Genomic DNA, 17,486 nt, shown 5'->3' on the forward strand with positions numbered 1-17,486 from the left:
TAACCGGAGGGGACGGTTACAGAAGCACGCCGCTGCCGCTGCTAGCGAAATTCTTCAATCTCTACCGGCGGGTGTCAACGGGTCAGGGGCGGTAGCGGTAGCCCATTCCCGGTTCGGTGATGAGGTGCCGGGGGCGGGCCGGGTCGTCCTCCAGCTTGCGCCGCAACTGGGCCAGGTACTGCCGCAGGTAGTTGGTCTCGTTCTGGTATTCCGGCCCCCACACGTCCTGGAGGAGCTGCCGCTGGCTGACCAGCTTGCCGGGGTGCCGCAGCAGCTTCTCCAGCACGCTCCACTGGATCGGGGTCAGCTTGACCTCGGTGCCGTCGTCGCGCCGTACCTGGTGGTCGGCCAGGTCGACGGTGTGCTGGCCGATCCGCAGTGCCGGCACCGCCTCGCTGGGCCCGCCGAGGCGACGGGTCACCGCGCGGATGCGGGCCAGCAACTCCTCCACCCCGAACGGTTTCGTCACGTAGTCGTCCGCGCCCGCGTCCAGGGCGGCGACCTTGTCCTCACTGCCGGCCCGCCCGGAGAGCACGATGATCGGCACGGTGGTCCAGCCGCGCAGGCCGCGGATCACCTCCACGCCGTCGATGTCGGGCAGGCCGAGGTCCAGCACGACCAGGTCGGGCGGGTGGCTGGCGGCTGCCCTCAACGCGGCGGCGCCGGTCGCGGCGACGTCCACGTCGTACCTGCGGGCCCGCAGGTTGATCCGCAGCGCGCGCAGGATCTGCGGTTCGTCGTCGACGACCAGGATGCGCGTCATTCCCGCGGCCCCTCCGAGCTGGTCTGCGCGGCGGCCGGCAGCCGCAGCACCATGGTGAGGCCGCCGCCGGGGGTGGTCTCCGGGGTGATGCTGCCACCCATCGCCTCGGCCAACCCCCGGGACAGGGCGAGCCCGAGACCGACACCTGTCTGGTTGTCCCGGTCGCCGAGGCGTTGAAACGGCAGGAAGACGTGCTCCCACTGGTCCTCCGGGATGCCCGGCCCCCGGTCGATCACCCGCAGCTCCACCTGGCCGGCGTGCGCGCTGGCGGTCACGGTGGGCGGTTGGTCGGGCGGGCTGTAGCGCAGCGCGTTGGCGATGATGTTGACGAGCACCCGTTCCAGCAGGCCCGGGTCGGCGGTGGCTGCCGGCAGGTCGGCCGGGATGTCCGTCGCGACGGTCGCGGCCGCCGGGCCGAGTTCGTCAAGCGCCAGGGGTACGGCATCCTCCAGGCCGATCGCGGTCGGAGCGATGCCGAGGACGCCGGCCTGGAGGCGGCTCATGTCCAGCAGGTTGCCGACCAGCCGGGCGAGCCGGTCCAACGACTCCTCGGCGGTCTCCAGCAACTCCTCGCGGTCGGACTCGTCGAACTCGATGTCGTGGCTGCGCAGGCTGGTCACGGCCGCCTTCGCCGAGGCCAGCGGCGTACGCAGGTCGTGGCTGACCGCGGCGAGCAGCGCGGTGCGCATCCGGTCGGCGGCGGCAAGAGGCCGGGCGGTGGCGGCCTCCTCGGCGAGGCGTTCCTGGCGCAGCGCGACGGCGGCCTGGGCGGCGAACGCCTCGACGATCCGCCGGTCGGCGGCCTCCAGGCGTCGACCGCAGAGCACGACGGTGATCCGGTCGTCGACGGGTACGGCGGTCTCACCGCCTTGCGGGGTGCAGGGCGGCTGGTCGCCCACGCTGGCCACGACATCCCAGGCGTGCTCCTCGCGGGCCCGCTCCGGGCGGCCGCTGGCGTCCTCGGCCAACTCCAGCACGCTCACCGCGCGCAGCCCGAAGGTCTCCCGGAGCTGTTCCAGCAGGGCGGGCAGGGGGCGTTCGCCGCGCAGCACCCCACCGGCGACGGCGGCGAGGGTCTGCGCGTCGGCGGCGGCGCGGGCGGCCTCCCGGGTGCGGCGCGCGGCCACGTCGACGATCCAGCTCACGGCGAGGGCCACCCCGACGAAGACGGCCAGGGCGAGCAGGTTGTCCGCCTCGGCGATGGTCAGCGTGCGGTAGGGCGGGGTGAAGAACCAGTTGAGCAGCAGCGACCCGCCGAGCGCGGCGACCAGGGCCGGCCACACCCCGCCAACCAGCGCGACCCCGACGACCCCGGCGAGGAACAGCAGGATGTCGTTTGTCAGTGTCAGGTCGGGCAGCGTCCTCAGCAGCAGGGTGAGCAGCGGCATGCCCAGGACCGCCAGGCCGAAGCCGAGCAGTCGCCGACGCCGGGACAGCGCCGCCGGAACCGCCGCCGCCCGACGGCCCTTACCGGCCTGCTTGTGGGTGACCAGGTGCACGTCGATCGAGCCGGACAACGCGGTGGTGGTGACCCCGACGCCCCGGGCGAAGATCTGCGCGAGGCGACCCCGCCGACTCGCGCCGAGCACCAACTGGGTGGCGTTCACGCCCTGGGCGAAGTCCAGCAGCGCGGCCGGCACGTCGGTGCCGAGCACCTGGTGGTACGTGCCGCCCAGGCTCTCCACCAGGACCCGCTGGCGGGCCAACTGGGCCGGGTCGGCGCCAGCCAGGCCGTCGCTGCGGGCCACGTGCACGGCGAGCAGGTCGGCGCCCTTGCTGCGGGCCGCGACCCGGGCCGCCCGACGGATCAGCGTCTCGCCCTCCGGGCCACCGGTCAGCGCGACCACGACCCGTTCGCGGGCCTCCCAGGTGGCGGCGATGCCCTGTTGGCTGCGGTACCGGTCGAGCTGCTCGTCGACCTTGTCGGCAAGCCAGAGCAGCGCCAGCTCACGCAGTGCGGTGAGGTTGCCGACCCGGAAGTAGTTGCCCAGCGCGGCATCGATCTTGTCGGGTCGGTAGATGTTGCCGTGCGCCATCCGCCGGCGCAACGCCTCCGGGGTCATGTCGACAAGCTCGACCTGCTCGGCGGCGCGGACGATCTCGTCCGGCACGGTCTCCCGCTGGGTGATGCCGGTGATCTGGGCGACCACGTCGTTGACCGACTCCAGGTGCTGCACGTTGACCGTGGACAGCACGTCGATCCCCGCGTCGAGCAGCTCCTGGACGTCCTGCCAGCGCTTGTCGTGCCGGGAACCGGGCACGTTCGTGTGCGCCAACTCGTCGACCACCGCGATCTCCGGCCGGCGGGCGAGCACCGCGTCCAGGTCCATCTCGGTGAACTCGGCGCCCCGGTAGTCCATCGCGCGGCGGGGCACCTGCTCCAGGTCGCCGAGCATCGCGGCGGTGTGTCGCCGGCCGTGGGTCTCCACGAAGCCGATCACCACGTCGGTGCCGCGCGCGGCCCGCCGCTGGGCCTCCTCCAACATGGCGTACGTCTTACCGACGCCGGGAGCGGCCCCGAGATAGATGCGCAGTTCTCCGCGTGGCACGGGGACCATCCTCCCTGGTCAGATCGGCGGGTAGGGCCACGCCCGGTCGGCACGGCCCCACCCGCGAGTGCGCTCAGCGCGCGGCGAACTGCCTGTCGAGGGTGAGGTTGAGTTCCAGCACGTTGACCCCGGGTTCACCCATGAAGCCCAGCCCACGCCCACTGGTGTGCTCCTTGACCAGCTTGCGGACCGCCGCCGGGTCCGCGCCGCGCTCGCGCGCGACCCGGTTCACCTGCAACTCGGCGTACGCCGGGCTGATCTGCGGGTCGAGGCCGCTGGCGCTGGCGGTGACCGCGTCGGCGGGCACCGCCGGGTCGGCAGGCGCGTCGCCCCGGATCGGGGTGACCACCCCACCGGCGGCCACGTAGTCCTCGCCGGGCTGGGCCGGCTCCACCGTGACGCCCTGGTACTCGGGGACGAAGGGTCTCGCCGGGGCGGCCTGGTTGACGCTTACCACCCGGGTCACCGGGCCGGTCAGACCGTCGGCGCGGAAGACCGCGAGCACCGCGCCCACCCCGTCGTCGGTGCAGTACGGGCGTCGACCGTCGACGCCGTTCAGCTCGCCGACCTCCCTGCTGCGCCCGCAGACCTGGGTGAGCAGGCTCTCGCTGGACTCCTCCGGGTCGGTGGCGAGGGTGTCGACGACGCTCTCCGGGCCCAGGTTGCTGGCCGAGGTGGACGTCGGGTCGTAGCCGTCGCCGGCGGCCGAGGGGCGGGACTGGAAGTAGCGGGCGACCGGGTTGCCGTCCGCGTCGGTGAAGGACTGGCCGATCAGCGCACTGCCGACAGTGGTTCCGCCCGCGGTGATCAGTGAGCCGTCGGCCCTGTGGTGGAGGCCGGGCAGTTGGCCGAGCGCGACCAGGGCCAGCGGGTAGACCAGGCCGAGCAGCACCGTGAAGACGAGTACGGCGCGCAGGGCGGCGAGGTGTTGGGCGATCCAGGTAGGTAGGCGCATCACGAAATCCCCGGGATGAACTGGATGAGCAGGTCGATGAGCTTGATCCCGATGAACGGCACGATGATGCCGCCCAGTCCGTAGACCAGCAGGTTGCGACTGAGCAGCTTCGACGCGGCGGCCGGCCGGTACCGCACGCCACGCAGGGCGAGCGGGATCAGCGCGATGATCACCAGGGCGTTGAAGATGACGGCGGACAGGATCGCCGACTCCGGGCTGGCCAACCGCATGATGTTCAGGGTGTCCAGGCTCGGGTAGAGGCCGGCGAACATGGCCGGGATGATCGCGAAGTACTTCGCGATGTCGTTGGAGATGCTGAACGTGGTGAGCGCGCCACGGGTGATCAGCAACTGCTTGCCGATCTCCACGATCTCGATCAGCTTGGTCGGGTCGGAGTCGAGGTCGACCATGTTGCCGGCCTCCTTGGCGGCCGACGTGCCGGTGTTCATGGCCACCCCGACGTCGGCCTGGGCGAGAGCCGGCGCGTCGTTGGTGCCGTCACCGGTCATCGCGACCAGCCGGCCACCCTCCTGCTCCCGCCTGATCAGCGCGAGCTTGTCCTCCGGCGTCGCCTCGGCCAGGAAGTCGTCCACCCCGGCCTCGTCGGCGATCGCCTTCGCGGTCCGCGGGTTGTCGCCGGTGATCATCACGGTCCGGATGCCCATCCGGCGCATCTCGTCGAACCGCTCGCGCATGCCGGACTTGACGACGTCCTTGAGGTGGATGACCCCCAGGGCGCGGGCGGGCTGACCGTCGACGTGCTCGGCGACCACGAGCGGGGTGCCGCCGGTGCCGCTGATCGCGTCCACGATCTCGCCGACCTGCTCGGTCGGGTGGCCGCCGTTCTCGCGTACCCACTTCATCACCGCGGCGGCGGCGCCCTTGCGGACCCGGCGGGCCGTGCCCACCGCGCCGCCGTCCACGCTGGCGTCCGGGGTGAGGTCTACGCCGCTCATCCGGGTCTGCGCCGTGAAGGGTACGAAGGTGGCGTGCGGCATCACGCCGGGCTCGCGCTCGCGCAGCCCGAACTCGTTCTTCGCCAGGACGACCACCGAGCGCCCCTCGGGGGTCTCGTCGGCCAGGCTGGACAGCTGCGCGGCGTCCGCGAGGGTCGTGGCGTCGACCCCCTCGACCGGGACGAGGTCGGCGGCCTGCCGGTTGCCCAGCGTGATGGTGCCGGTCTTGTCCAGCAGGAGGGTGTTGACGTCGCCGGCCGCCTCGACGGCCCGGCCGCTCATGGCCAGCACGTTGCGCTGCACCAGACGGTCCATGCCGGCGATGCCGATGGCGGAGAGCAGCGCGCCGATGGTGGTGGGGATCAGGCAGACCAGCAGCGAGATCAGCACCACGCCGGTGACGCCGGAGTCGGTGATCGCCCCGCTGTCCGGCGCGGCGGCCTGGTACGCCTTGGAGAAGATGGCAAGCGGCTGGAGGGTGACCACTGCCAGCAGGAAGATGACGGTGAGCGCGGCGAGCAGGATGTTCAGCGCGATCTCGTTCGGTGTCTTCTGCCGGTTGGCCCCCTCGACCAGGGCGATCATCCGGTCGATGAAACTCTCCCCCGGCTTCTGGGTGATCTTCACGATGATCCGGTCGGAGAGCACCTTCGTGCCGCCCGTCACCGCGCTGCGGTCGCCGCCGGACTCGCGGATGACCGGGGCCGACTCGCCGGTGATGGCCGACTCGTCGACGCTGGCGATGCCCTCGACGATGTCACCGTCGCCGGGGATGATGCCGCCGGCCTCGATCAGCACGATGTCGCCCTGCCGCAGCTCGGGCGCGGGCACCGCCTCGTCGCGGTAGGTGTTGGCCCGCGCGCCCGGCTTCCAGTCGACCAGCCGGGTGGCGATGGTGTCCTTCTTCGCCTGCCGCAGCGTGGCGGCCTGGGCCTTGCCCCGCCCCTCGGCGACCGCCTCGGCCAGGTTGGCGAAGACCACTGTCAGCCAGAGCCAGATGGTGATCGCCCAGGCGAACACCGACGGGTCGAGCGCCGCCAGGACGGTGGTGAAGGCCGCGCCAACCTCCACGATCAGCATCACCGGGTTGCGCCACAGCGTGCCGGGGTTGAGCTTGCGGACCGCGTCCGGCAGGGACCGGATCAACTGTTCGGGGTCCAGCAGGCCCCCGCCGATCCGGTTGCCCTGGGTGGCGGGCGTGCCGGGGAGTTGCTCTGTTGGGGCGGACGTGACGGACATGTCCTCGTTCCTCATGGTGGTCAGAGCCCCTCTGCCAGCGGGCCGAGCGCGAGCGCGGGCAGGAAGGTCAGCGCGACGAGGACCACCGTCACGCCGACGACCATGCCGATGAACAGCGGTCGGTGGGTCGGCAGGGTGCCCTCGGACGCGGGGGTGGGTGCCTGGCGGGCCAGCGAACCGGCCAACGCGAGCACGAAGATCAGCGGCAGGAACCGGCCCAGCAGCATGCACAACCCGAGCGCGGTGTCCCACCAGGTGGTGTTGACCGTGATGCCGCCGAAGGCGGAGCCGTTGTTGTTGCTGGCCGAGGTGAACGCGTACAGCACCTCGGAGAGGCCGTGCGGGCCGACGTTGAGCGCTGTGGAGTTGTTGCCGGTGGCGAACGCGGCGGCCGTGCCGACGAGCACCAGGATCGGCGTGATCAGGAAGTAGAGCGAGGCGAACTTGATCTCCCGTGACCCGATCTTCTTGCCCAGGTACTCGGGGGTGCGGCCCACCATCAGCCCGGCGATGAACACCGTGATCACCGCGAGGATCAGCAGGCCGTAGAGACCGGAACCGGTGCCGCCCGGCGCGACCTCGCCGAGCATCATGTTGACCATGGTCATCATGCCGCCGAGCGAGGTGAACGAGTCGTGGAACGAGTTGACCGCACCCGTCGAGGTGAGCGTGGTGGCGGCGGCGAAGGTGGCCGAGTTCGACACGTCGAACCGCACCTCCTTGCCCTCCATCGCCGCGCCGACCGCCTGCGGCACCGTGCCGTGGCCGGCCAACTCGAAGATGTTGGTGATGGCGACGCTGAGGAACGCGAGGATGCCCATCACCGCGGCGATGGCGTAGCCCTGCCGGTTCTGGCCGACCATCCGGCCGAAGACCCGGGGCAGGCTGAACGGGATCAGGAAGATCAGGAAGATCTCCAGCCAGTTCGTCCAGGTGGTGGGGTTCTCGAACGGGTGCGCGCTGTTGACGTTGTAGAAGCCGCCGCCGTTGGTGCCCAGCTCCTTGATCACTTCCTGGCTGGCCACCGGACCGCCGGTGATGGTCTGGGTGCCACCGGTCAGCGTGCTCACGTCGGTGCCGCCGGACAGGTTCTGCACCACGCCGCCGATCATCAGCGCGACCGCGCCGAGCACCGCGATCGGCAGCAGGATCCGCAGCACGATCCGGGTCAGGTCGACCCAGAAGTTGCCGAGCTGGCCGGTGCGGCTACGGGCGAAGCCGCGTACCAGCGCCACCGCCACCGCGATGCCGACCGCCGCCGACACGAAGTTCTGCACGGCCAGGCCGGCCATTTGCACCAGGTGGCCCATCGTCGACTCACCCGAGTACGACTGCCAGTTGGTGTTCGTCACGAACGACACGGCGGTGTTCCACGCCCCGTGCGGCACCACCGGGTCGAAGCCCAGGGACAGCCACAGGTGGTTCTGCACCCGCTGGAACAGGTACAGGAAGAAGATCGAGACGGCGGAGAACGCGAGCACGCTGCGGGCGTACACGCCCCAGGTCTGTTCGGCGGCCGGGTTGACCCCGACCAGCCGGAAGACGCCCCGCTCGACCCGCGACTGCTTCGTCCCGGTGACGGCCCGGAACATGTAGTCGCCGAACGGCTTGTAGACGGCGACAAGGGCCGCCACCAGCGTCACGATGAAGATGACGCCCGCTGTTGTCATGGTCATCAGAAGCGCTCCGGGAACAGCAGGGCGAACACCAGGAACGCGCCCAGGACGATCGCGAGCACCAGACCGACGGCGTTGACCGCGTTCACAGCTTCTCCACCGCCCGGACCACCAGGGCGAGCACTGCGAACAGCACCACCGTCAGGACCACGAACACCACGTCAGACACGCTGACTCCTCAGCCGGAAAGGTTCGTCGCGACCGCCTTCCGGTCGCGCCGGGCAAGCAAAGCCCCACCACCGGCCGCAGGGCAGGGGTCATAACGCGACCATGACGGCGGCGAACCTTTTCTTGACGTGGTTTTCACACCTGCCCACTGAACAGGTGAAATGCGGCACAGACGCTCAGTGGCCGCGGGGCCAGGACCCAGTTGCCCACCCTTTGCTCTGCACCCGCGGAGGCGACGCTCACAATCGGTAACCGTCGCCTCGGCCGGCACAGCCCGCCGGCGCACCCGCGGGTGCAGAGCAAAGGGGCACCTCGGCCGACACAGAGCACCGGCGCACCCGCGGGTGCAGAGCAAAGGGGGCACCTCCGCCGGCACAGAGCACCGGCGCGCCGGCGGGTGCAGAGCAAAGGCACGCACGAGGGGACCATGCCGACCCGGATGGGGTGGCGCAGGGCGCGGTGGGGCCGACGTGCGCGGCCGGTCAGGCCGGGCGGCGGGCCACCAGCACGTCGCGCATGATCGACTGGTCGACCCGGTGCCGCAGCGCGCGGTAGGGCTCGGCGTCGACCACGGTCAGGCCAGCGTCGGTCAACGCCGCCGCCGCGTCGTCACGGCTGGCGACGTGGGTGTTCCACGAGATCCCGAGGGCACCGCCGGGGCGCAACAACCGGGCCCAGACCGGCGCGGCGTCCGCGAGCAACGCCAGCGGGTCGCGGGTCAGGCCCTGGTCGGCGGTACGGCTGCCGTGCTGCACGCCGTACGGGGCGTCGGCGACGATCAGGTCGACCGTCTCCGGGCGGAAGAACTCCCCCGAGCGGGCCGTGTCGGCGTTGACCACATCCAGCAGCTGCGTCTGGCCGGCCTTGTGCTCCTCGCGGGTCGGCGCCAGCTCGATCCGCACCCGCCGGCCGACCACCTTGCGTTCGCGTCGCACCGGCCCCGACTCCAGCACCCGGTGCTTGACCCGCTTCTGCTTCAACCAGGTGGTGATGAACGTCCGGTACGCCTCGACGTCCTTCTGGTCGCGTTCGATGCCGGCGGCGTCGAACCCGTACATCAGGGCCTGGTTGAGGGTGGTGCCCCGCCCACAGAGCGGGTCGAGCACCCGGAACCGCCGGCTGGTCAGCTCGCCGGCCCAGTCCGAGGCGAGCAGGGTGACGTTGAGCAGCAACTTGGTGAACTGCTCGTTGGTCTTGCCGGGGTACTTCTGGATGGTGAGCAGGTCGTCGTCGTAGCGGTCCAGTCGGCTCCACTCGATCGGCCGCAGCAGCTCACCGACGATCTCGAACAGCGCGTACCCCGCGGAGAGATTGCCCAGGACGGCCAGGTCACGTTCGGTCAGCCCGTCGCCGGTGAAGGTGACGTAGGACGCCCCTCCGACGACCTCGGTGTCCAGCTCGCCGACCCGGCCGTCCAGCGCCGAACGGCCGAAGATCTCCAGCTCGGCCCGGGTGAGGTCGATGGCGGAGCGGGCGTACACCCGGTTGGTGGCGGGCAGGATCAGCAGGCCGTAACGCGTCATGATCCGGCGAGTATTCCACAACCCGCCACGGTCGCCGGGAACCGGAGCGGTCGCTGGAGCGACTACCGGTACATGGGGTGTGAGCAGTGGCGGGAGGTCCTGTCCGCGCAGTTGGACGGGGAGGAGACCGCCGCCGAACTGGCGGCGGTGCAGGGGCACCTCGACGGGTGTGCCGAGTGCCGGGCCTGGTTCACGGCGGCGGCCGCGGTGACGCGTCGGGTCCGTACCCGGCTGGTCGCCGACGTACCCGACCGCACCGCGGCGATCCTGGCCGCCGTCGCGGCCGAGCCGACCCGCCGCTCGCCGTGGCGGCGCCTGACCGGCGGTGGTCGGGTGGTGGCCGGCCTGCGCGCGGCGCTCGGAAGTGGCCGGCTGGTCACCGGGCTGCGCGCGGCGCTCGGGCTGCTCGGCGCGGTGCAGTTGGTGCTCGGCCTGGCCCAGGTGGGCCGGGGCGCGACCGCCGACCACCTGCACTCGACCGGCCAGCACCTGTGGCACGAGTCGGCCGCGTGGAACGTGGCGGTGGGCGCCGGCTTCCTCTTCGTCGCGGTACGCCGCAGCCCGCCGGCCGGGCTACTGCCGATGCTCAGCGCGTTCGTCGGCACGTTGCTGCTGCTCTCGGTCAACGACCTGGCCACCGGCTCGGTGGGCGGGGAGCGGTTGGTCAGTCACGGCTTCCTGGTGGTCGGTTACCTGATCACGGTGGCGCTGTCCCGGCCCGGTCTGCGCCCCGGCGGACCGGCGCCGCAGCGCCAACCGGCACCGTCCGGCTGGCGGTTCGGGGCCGACGAGGCGGACCGGCCGCTGCGGGTGGTTCGCCCCGATTCGTACCCGGCACAGGCCGCCGACCGCTATGCCGCCCCGGCGGCGTCCGCCGGCCAAGCCGCCCCGGCGGCGCGTACCGGCCAGGCCGCCCCGGCGGCGCGTACCGGCCAGGCCGGCGGACGCCGCGCCGCCTGAGCGGGCTCTGTCAGCCCTCCGGTCGCGCCGGTTCGCCGCCGCCGCCGATGGCCTGCGGGATGACCTGTTCGACGATTGTCAGCAGGGTGGTGGCGAGCAGCAGGTGCACCTGGGCGCGGGTCAACGCGCCGCGCTGGAGCCACTCCCGGGCGGTCGACGTGGCCAGCCCGCCGTAGGCGCGAGCCATGGCACGCAACTCCTCCCGGTGCCGCGCCTCGCCGGCCAGGCCGACGGCGACGAGCATGCGGTCCGCGGCGACCTCCTCGGCTTCGGCGAGCACCCGCTCCACGTCGGCGTCGCCGCCCATTCCCCGGGCGGTGACCGCCGCCAACCACGAGGTGCTGTGCCGCGACACCACGTCGAGAAACCAGGAGACGCTCGCGTCGACCCGGGTGCGCAGGTCACCCTTGGGCAACCGTTCGAGGGCGACCTCCGGGATTGTCACCATGACCCGGACGACCTCCAGATAGAGGTCCTTCTTCGCACCGAAGTAGTGGTTGACCAGACCGCGAGCGACACCCGCCTCCCGGGCGACGTCGGTGGTCGACACGTCCGCGTACGGGCGTTCGCCGAACAGCCGGACCGCGCAGGCCAGGATCTGCCCGCGCCGGGCGTCCGGCTCCAGACGGCGGCGGCGCGGAGCCGTCTCGACACTCATCTGCCCGACCCTATCGAGCGCCACCCGCCCCCACCTTGATCCGGGGCGGTCCAGCAGGCACCTTCTGCCTTACCCTTGCCACGCATCAGTGACAGTCCGACCGACCCGGCCTCGCCGTGCATGCCATCGGACCGGATCAACTGAGTAAGGGAGCTAAACCTTGGTTTCTCGACGTCGATTGTTGTCTGGCGCGGCCGGTGCGGCCGTCGGCCTGTCGGCCGCCGGTGCGTTCGGCGGGTCGGCGACAGCGGCCCCGTCCACCTCCACGGTGACGGCGCCGCTCGCGGCCCGCCGTGGGCGACTGATGAGCCGGACGGTGGTCACCGCGCCGGCCATCCCGTTGACCCACCTGTCCGTCGCGCACAGCGGCCCGGCGGCGGCGGTACGCCTTCGTACCGGCAAGGGGTGGAGTGACTGGCTGGAGATCAGCGCATGCCCGAACGGGCGGGACGGTCGGGCGGTGTCGGCCCGGTCGGACATCGTGGTGGCCAACGGCGCGACCGGATACGAGGTCCAGGTCGGCGACGGTTCGGCTGCCACAGTTGTCGAGTTGAACATGGTCGACGGGGCTCGGCAGACGGTCGCGAACGCGGAGACGAACAGCCTTCCGCTGCCGCCCGGCGCCCCGCGGCCGCCGACGTATCTGCCCCGGTCCGGCTGGGGAGCTGACGAGTCGTTGCGGGTCGGCCCGAACGGCAGCGTGCTGTGGCCTGGTGAGTTCTACCCGGTGCAGACGCTGACGGTGCACCACAGTGGGGTGTACGAGCACAACGAGGACCCCGATCCGGCGGCCACGGTTCGCGCCATCTACTACGACCAGTGCGTACTCCAGGAGTTCGGCGACATCGGCTACCACCTGTTGATCGACGAGGGCGGACGGGTCTACGAGGGTCGCTACTCCGACCCGGGGCCGCAGCCGGTCTACGGCCCGGGGGTCGGCAGCGACGGTCGACCACTCATGGTCAACGCGGCGCACGTGGGTGGTTTCAACGCCGGCAACATCGGCGTCTGCCTGCTGGGCCGGTACACGTCCCGCCTGCCCAGCCCCGCCGCGCAACGGTCGTTGGCACTGGTCCTGGCGGGGCTCAGCCTCACGAGTCGACTCGATCCCACGGGTCGGACCGGGTACGTCAATCCGGTCAGCGGGGCGGGTGGCAACGTGGCGGTCATCTCGGGTCACCGGGACTGGGCGAGCGTCGGGGCCGATCCGACGGAGTGCCCGGGCGACTACTTCCACCCCTATCTCGGCGAGCTACGCCAGGACGTGGCGACTCTGGCCGCGATGCGCCCGACGCCGCCGCCACGGCCGCCGCGGCGCTAGTTCACGGCCCTGCCACGCCGCCCCCCACCAGCGCGCACACCGCCCTGGTTGGGGGCGGTGTCGCATCCTGCCCGCCGCGCCCTCGTGGCTGTGGATCGAGACTTATTGACATGCCGCCAACAGCGCGCGAGGGTGGTGCACATGCCGACGCCCCCGCTCGACGGATCTCCCTCAGCCTGGCGCGAGCCCGAGCACGACGACCTCGCGGACCTGGCCCGCACCTTCTTCACCAAGGAGGTGCTGCCGCACGCCGACCGCCTGCGGGCGCAGGGTCATCCGGACCGCGAGCACTACCGGCGCGCCGGTGAGCTGGGGCTGCTGGGCCTGTCCGTCCCGGAGGAGTACGGCGGTGGGGGCGGCGGCTTCACCCACGAGGCGGTGCTGCTGCACGAGCAGGCGTACACCGGGGAGAGCAGCCTCGGGTTGGCCGTCCACAGTGGCATCGTCACCGGCTACCTGGTGGCGTACGGCAGCGAGGAGCAGAAGCGGCGGTGGCTGCCGGGCCTGTGCAGCGGTGAGCTGGTCGGCGCGATCGCGATGACCGAGCCGGACGGAGGCTCGGATCTTCAGGCGATGCGGACCCGGGCGGTCCGCGACGGCGACGACTACCTGGTCACCGGCGCGAAGACGTTCATCACCAACGGCGGCCTGGCCGACCTGGTCATCGTGGCCGTGAAGACCGACCCCGAACAGCGGGCGGCAGGTGTCTCGCTGCTTATCTGCGAGGTCGCCGGCGACCCGGAGGGCTTCCGTCGAGGCCGGCTGCTGTCCAAGATCGGGCTGCACGCCAACGACACCGCCGAGTTGTTCTTCGACGAGTTCCGGGTGCCGGCGGCCAACCTGCTCGGCGACGCCGAAGGGCTGGGCTTCGTCCAGCTCATGCGGCAGCTCCCACAGGAACGGCTGGTCATCGGCGTGGGCGCGGTCGCGGCCATGGAACGGGCCGTCGAGCTGACAGTCGCGTACGCCAAGGAGCGCACCGCCTTCGGCAAGCCGCTGATGGGCCACCAGAACACCCGGATGGTGCTCGCCGAGTGCGCCACCCGCACCCGGGTCAGCCGGGTCTTCCTGGACGACTGCATCGTCCGGCACACACGCGGCGACCTGGACGTGGCGACCGCGGCGATGGCGAAGTTCTGGCTCACCGACGGGCAGTGCGAGGTCGTCGACAGGTGCCTGCAACTGTTCGGCGGCTACGGCTACACGACCGAGTATCCGATCGCCGGGATGTACGCCGACGCCCGCGTCCAGAAGATCTACGGCGGCACCAACGAGATCATGAAGGAGTTGATCGCCCGTGCCCTCTGAGGCGTACGTCTATGACGCGGTCCGCACCCCGCGCGGACGCGGCCGGGACACCGGCGCGCTGCACGGGGTCAAGCCGATCTCGCTGGTGGTCGGCCTGATCGACGCGTTGCGCGAGCGCAACCCCGGCCTGGACGTGGGCCGTCTGGAGGATCTGCTGCTCGGCATCGTGACCCCGGTCGGCGAGCAGGGCGGCGACCTGGCACGCGCCGCCGCGTTGCTGGCCGGGCTGCCCGACCAGGTGGGCGGGGTGCAGCTCAACCGGTTCTGCGCCTCCGGACTGGAGGCGGTCAACTCGGCCGCCGCGCGGGTCCGCTCCGGCTGGGAGCACCTGCTGCTCGCCGGTGGGGTCGAGTCGATGTCCCGGGTGCCGATGGGCTCCGACGGCGCAGCCTGGGCCACCGATCCGCAGACCGCGCTCGCCACGTCCTTCGTGCCGCAGGGGGTCAGCGCGGACCTGATCGCCACCCTGGAGGGCTTCACCCGCGACGACGTCGACGGCTACGCGTTGCGGTCGCAGGAGCGGGCCGCCAAGGCCCGGGCCGGTGGGCACTTCGCGCGCTCGGTCGTGCCGGTCCGGGACGGCAACGGGCTGGACATCCTCAGCACCGACGAGCACCCGCGTCCGGAGACCACCCGGGAGGCCCTCGCTCGGCTGACCCCGTCCTTCGCCACCATGGGCGAGGCCGCCGGCTTCGACGCGGTCGCCCTCCAGACGTTCCACTGGTTGGAGGCGATCGACCACGTCCACCACGCCGGTAACTCCTCCGGCATCGTGGACGGTGCCGCGCTCGTACTGATCGGTTCGGAGGAGGTGGGCCGAGACCTCGGCCTTACCCCGCGGGCCCGGATCGTCAGCGCGGCGGTCAGCGGTGCGGACCCGACGTTGATGTTGACCGGTCCGATCCCCGCCACGCACAAGGCGCTCGCCGTCGCCGGGCTGTCCGTCGACGACATCGACCTGTTCGAGATCAACGAGGCGTTCGCCGCGGTGGTGCTCAAGTACGTCCGCGACCTGGGCCTGGACCCCGACCTGGTGAACGTCAACGGTGGCGCGATCGCGCTCGGCCACCCGCTCGGGGCGACCGGGGCGATGTTGCTCGGCACCGCGTTGGACGAGTTGGAGCGCCGCGACCTGCGCCGCGCCGTGGTGACCCTCTGCATCGGCGGCGGCATGGGCGTCGCCACCGTTCTTGAGCGCTGCTGACCGGGGGAACGACCATGACCAGCACCATTCGGTACGACCGCGACGCCGACGGCGTCGTCACGCTCACCCTGGACGACCCGGACCAGTCGGCCAACACCATGAACCGGGCGTACGCCGCGTCGATGTGCGCCGCGCTGGATCGGCTGGAGGCCGAACGCGATCTCGTCGGCGTGATCGTGACAAGCGCGAAGTCGACGTTCTTCGCCGGCGGCGACCTGCCGGAGATGATCCGGGCCACCCGCGCCGACGCGCCCGAACTGGCCGAGTTGCTCAACACCGTCAAACGGGACCTGCGCCGACTGGAGACGCTGGGCAGACCGGTCGTCGCGGCGGTCAACGGCTCCGCGCTCGGCGGCGGCCTGGAGATCGCCCTCGCCTGCCACCACCGGATCGCGCTGGACGTACCGGACAGCCGGCTCGGCCTGCCCGAGGTGACCCTGGGTCTGCTGCCCGGTGCCGGCGGTGTCACCCGGACGGTACGGATGCTCGGCCTCGCCACGGCGCTGACCACGGTGCTGCTCACCGGTCGACGGATGCGCCCCGCCGACGCACTGGCCGCGGGGCTGGTCGACGAGGTGGTCGCCACCGAGGCGGAGCTGCTGGACCACGCCCGCACCTGGATCACCGCCAACCCGCAGGCCAGCCAGCCGTGGGACCGGTCCGGCTACCGGATGCCCGGTGGCACCCCGGCCAGCCGCTCGTTGGCCGCCCAACTGCCGGCCTTCCCGGCCACGCTACGCAAGCAGCTCAAGGGTGCCCGGCTGCCCGCACCCGAGGCGATCCTGGCGACCGCCGTGGAGGGCGCGCAGGTCGACCTGGAGACCGCGTTCACCGTGGAGACCCGGCACCTGATCAGTCTGCTCACCGGGCAGGTCGCCAAGAACATGATCGGTGCCTTCTTCTTCGACCTGAAGGCCGTCAACGGCGGCGCGGCCCGACCGGCCGACGTGGACGCCCCGCCGGTGCGCCGGGTGGCGGTGCTCGGCGCCGGCATGATGGGTGCGGGCATCGCGTACGCCTGCGCCAGCGCCGGGTTGGACGTGGTGGTCAAGGACGTCACGCCGGAGGCCGCCGGCCGGGCGCGGGAGCACGCCGAGCGGTTGCTGGCCCGCACGGTACGCAAGGGCCGCGCGACGGAGACGGACGCCCGAGCCGTGCTGGACCGCATCACCACCACCGACCAGGTCGACGCGTTGGCCGGCTGCGACGTCGTGATCGAGGCGGTCTTCGAGGACCCGACGCTGAAGAAGGCGGTCTTCGCCGAGGTGCTGCCGGTGGTGGCGCCGGACGCGTTGCTCGCCTCCAACACCTCCACCCTGCCGATCACCGGGCTGGCCGAGGGTGTGGACCGGCCGTCCGACTTCATCGGCATGCACTTCTTCTCCCCGGTGGACCGGATGCCGCTGCTGGAGATCGTGGTCGGCGCGCGGACCAGCGACACCGCCCTGGCGCGGGCCTTCGACCTGGGCCGGCGGATCGGCAAGACCCCGATCGTGGTCAACGACGGTCGGGGCTTCTTCACCAGCCGGGTGATCGGTCGGTTCCTGGACGAGGCGGTCGGCATGGTCGCCGAGGGTGTCCCCGCCGCGTCGGTGGAGCAGGCCGCGTTGCAGGCCGGCTACCCGACCGGGCCCCTCGCTCTGGCCGACGAGGTCAGTCTCACCCTGATTCAGCGGATCCGCCGCCAGTTCGAGGCGGCCAGCGAGGAGTACCTGCCGCTGCCCGCGCACCGGCTCATGGACGAGCTTGTCGACGCGTACGACAGGTCGGGGCGTACCGCCGGTCGGGGCTTCTACGCCTACGACGGCGGCGCCCGGGGCCGGTTGTGGCCCGGCCTCGCCGACCTGGTCACCGATGCCGGCCGGGCGGTGCCGTTCACCGACCTCCAGGAGCGGATGCTCTTCGCCGAGGCGCTGGACGCGCTGCGGTGCCTCGACGAGGGGGTGCTGCGCACCGAGACCGACGCCAACATCGGCTCGATCTTCGGCATCGGCTTCCCCGCCTGGACCGGCGGGGTCATCCGTTACGTCCGGCAGTACGCGGGCGGTCCCGCCGGCTTCGCGGCCCGCGCCGCCGAGCTGGCCGAACGGTACGGTGACCGGTTCACGCCCCCGGCCGACCTGGTCGACCGGCTCGCCGCCTCGACCGCCCGTTCCACAGCACCGGCCGGCACCGCGTGACGGGGCCCGCAGCTGGGTCCGAGCCG

The 17,486-nt window shown here is 71.7% G+C and carries 13 protein-coding genes; 5 read left to right on the forward strand and 8 right to left on the reverse strand.

Annotated features, from left to right (window positions below):
* Positions 1-82: 82 nt before the first annotated feature.
* From ACGFIW_RS08390 to ACGFIW_RS08420, 7 genes are all read right to left on the reverse strand, one after another.
* Positions 83-763: a response regulator gene (locus tag ACGFIW_RS08390; RefSeq protein ID WP_393311994.1), complete on the reverse strand. Its 681-nt coding sequence runs from the start codon at positions 761-763 to the stop codon at positions 83-85.
* Positions 760-3,312 (reverse strand): DUF4118 domain-containing protein, encoded by a 2,553-nt coding sequence (locus tag ACGFIW_RS08395; RefSeq protein ID WP_393311996.1) that lies wholly within the window; start codon positions 3,310-3,312, stop codon positions 760-762. Before ACGFIW_RS08395 ends, ACGFIW_RS08390 begins: the two co-directional genes overlap by 4 nt.
* Before the next feature lie 73 nt (positions 3,313-3,385).
* Positions 3,386-4,267, reverse strand: a complete 882-nt coding sequence (locus ACGFIW_RS08400) for a potassium-transporting ATPase subunit C (protein WP_393311998.1) — start codon at positions 4,265-4,267, stop codon at positions 3,386-3,388.
* On the reverse strand, positions 4,267-6,462 hold the full coding sequence (gene kdpB, locus ACGFIW_RS08405) for a potassium-transporting ATPase subunit KdpB (RefSeq protein ID WP_393312000.1): 2,196 nt from the start codon (positions 6,460-6,462) through the stop codon (positions 4,267-4,269). The genes ACGFIW_RS08400 and kdpB overlap by 1 nt, the downstream gene beginning before the upstream one ends.
* 20 nt (positions 6,463-6,482) lie before the next feature.
* Positions 6,483-8,138, reverse strand: coding sequence for a potassium-transporting ATPase subunit KdpA (kdpA, locus tag ACGFIW_RS08410; RefSeq protein WP_393312002.1), 1,656 nt, complete (start codon positions 8,136-8,138; stop codon positions 6,483-6,485).
* Positions 8,138-8,227 (reverse strand): K(+)-transporting ATPase subunit F, encoded by a 90-nt coding sequence (gene kdpF, locus ACGFIW_RS08415; protein WP_036390805.1) that lies wholly within the window; start codon positions 8,225-8,227, stop codon positions 8,138-8,140. Before kdpF ends, kdpA begins: the two co-directional genes overlap by 1 nt.
* A 561-nt stretch (positions 8,228-8,788) precedes the next feature.
* On the reverse strand, positions 8,789-9,829 hold the full coding sequence (locus ACGFIW_RS08420) for a TRM11 family SAM-dependent methyltransferase (protein ID WP_393312004.1): 1,041 nt from the start codon (positions 9,827-9,829) through the stop codon (positions 8,789-8,791).
* A 72-nt stretch (positions 9,830-9,901) separates the two neighbouring features.
* On the opposite strand from ACGFIW_RS08420, the gene ACGFIW_RS08425 reads away from it, so the two are divergent.
* On the forward strand, positions 9,902-10,789 hold the full coding sequence (locus ACGFIW_RS08425; RefSeq protein WP_393312006.1) for a zf-HC2 domain-containing protein: 888 nt from the start codon (positions 9,902-9,904) through the stop codon (positions 10,787-10,789).
* Positions 10,790-10,799: 10 nt separating this feature from the next.
* On the opposite strand, the gene ACGFIW_RS08430 is transcribed toward ACGFIW_RS08425, so the two are convergent.
* The gene (locus ACGFIW_RS08430) at positions 10,800-11,447 is read right to left on the reverse strand and encodes a TetR/AcrR family transcriptional regulator (RefSeq protein WP_393312008.1); all 648 of its coding nucleotides are present in this window, start codon (positions 11,445-11,447) and stop codon (positions 10,800-10,802) included.
* Positions 11,448-11,607: 160 nt separating this feature from the next.
* Between ACGFIW_RS08430 and ACGFIW_RS08435 the strand changes: the two genes are divergently transcribed.
* From ACGFIW_RS08435 to ACGFIW_RS08450, 4 genes are all read left to right on the forward strand, one after another.
* A complete protein-coding gene (locus ACGFIW_RS08435) occupies positions 11,608-12,768 on the forward strand; it encodes a peptidoglycan recognition family protein (protein ID WP_393312010.1) in 1,161 nt (386 codons plus the stop codon).
* 141 nt (positions 12,769-12,909) lie between these two features.
* Positions 12,910-14,076 carry an acyl-CoA dehydrogenase family protein gene (locus ACGFIW_RS08440; RefSeq protein ID WP_393312012.1) on the forward strand — a complete coding sequence of 389 codons (1,167 nt, stop codon included), beginning with the start codon at positions 12,910-12,912 and terminating at the stop codon, positions 14,074-14,076.
* Positions 14,066-15,280 carry an acetyl-CoA C-acetyltransferase gene (locus tag ACGFIW_RS08445; RefSeq protein ID WP_393312014.1) on the forward strand — a complete coding sequence of 405 codons (1,215 nt, stop codon included), beginning with the start codon at positions 14,066-14,068 and terminating at the stop codon, positions 15,278-15,280. The genes ACGFIW_RS08440 and ACGFIW_RS08445 overlap by 11 nt, the downstream gene beginning before the upstream one ends.
* 14 nt (positions 15,281-15,294) lie before the next feature.
* Positions 15,295-17,460, forward strand: a complete 2,166-nt coding sequence (locus ACGFIW_RS08450; protein WP_393312016.1) for a 3-hydroxyacyl-CoA dehydrogenase NAD-binding domain-containing protein — start codon at positions 15,295-15,297, stop codon at positions 17,458-17,460.
* Positions 17,461-17,486: the final 26 nt, after the last annotated feature.

This window comes from Micromonospora sp. NPDC048935 (genome assembly GCF_043197875.1).
Taxonomy (GTDB): domain Bacteria; phylum Actinomycetota; class Actinomycetes; order Mycobacteriales; family Micromonosporaceae; genus Micromonospora.

Coding starts and splice junctions, on each gene's coding strand:
- ACGFIW_RS08425 (WP_393312006.1), top strand. CDS start 9,902: ATGGGGTGTGAGCAGTGGCGGGAGGTCCTGTCCGCGCAGTTGGACGGG.
- kdpA (WP_393312002.1), bottom strand. CDS start 8,138: ATGACCATGACAACAGCGGGCGTCATCTTCATCGTGACGCTGGTGGCG.
- kdpB (WP_393312000.1), bottom strand. CDS start 6,462: ATGTCCGTCACGTCCGCCCCAACAGAGCAACTCCCCGGCACGCCCGCC.
- ACGFIW_RS08390 (WP_393311994.1), bottom strand. CDS start 763: ATGACGCGCATCCTGGTCGTCGACGACGAACCGCAGATCCTGCGCGCG.
- ACGFIW_RS08430 (WP_393312008.1), bottom strand. CDS start 11,447: ATGAGTGTCGAGACGGCTCCGCGCCGCCGCCGTCTGGAGCCGGACGCC.
- ACGFIW_RS08440 (WP_393312012.1), top strand. CDS start 12,910: ATGCCGACGCCCCCGCTCGACGGATCTCCCTCAGCCTGGCGCGAGCCC.
- ACGFIW_RS08400 (WP_393311998.1), bottom strand. CDS start 4,267: ATGCGCCTACCTACCTGGATCGCCCAACACCTCGCCGCCCTGCGCGCC.
- ACGFIW_RS08450 (WP_393312016.1), top strand. CDS start 15,295: ATGACCAGCACCATTCGGTACGACCGCGACGCCGACGGCGTCGTCACG.
- ACGFIW_RS08420 (WP_393312004.1), bottom strand. CDS start 9,829: ATGACGCGTTACGGCCTGCTGATCCTGCCCGCCACCAACCGGGTGTAC.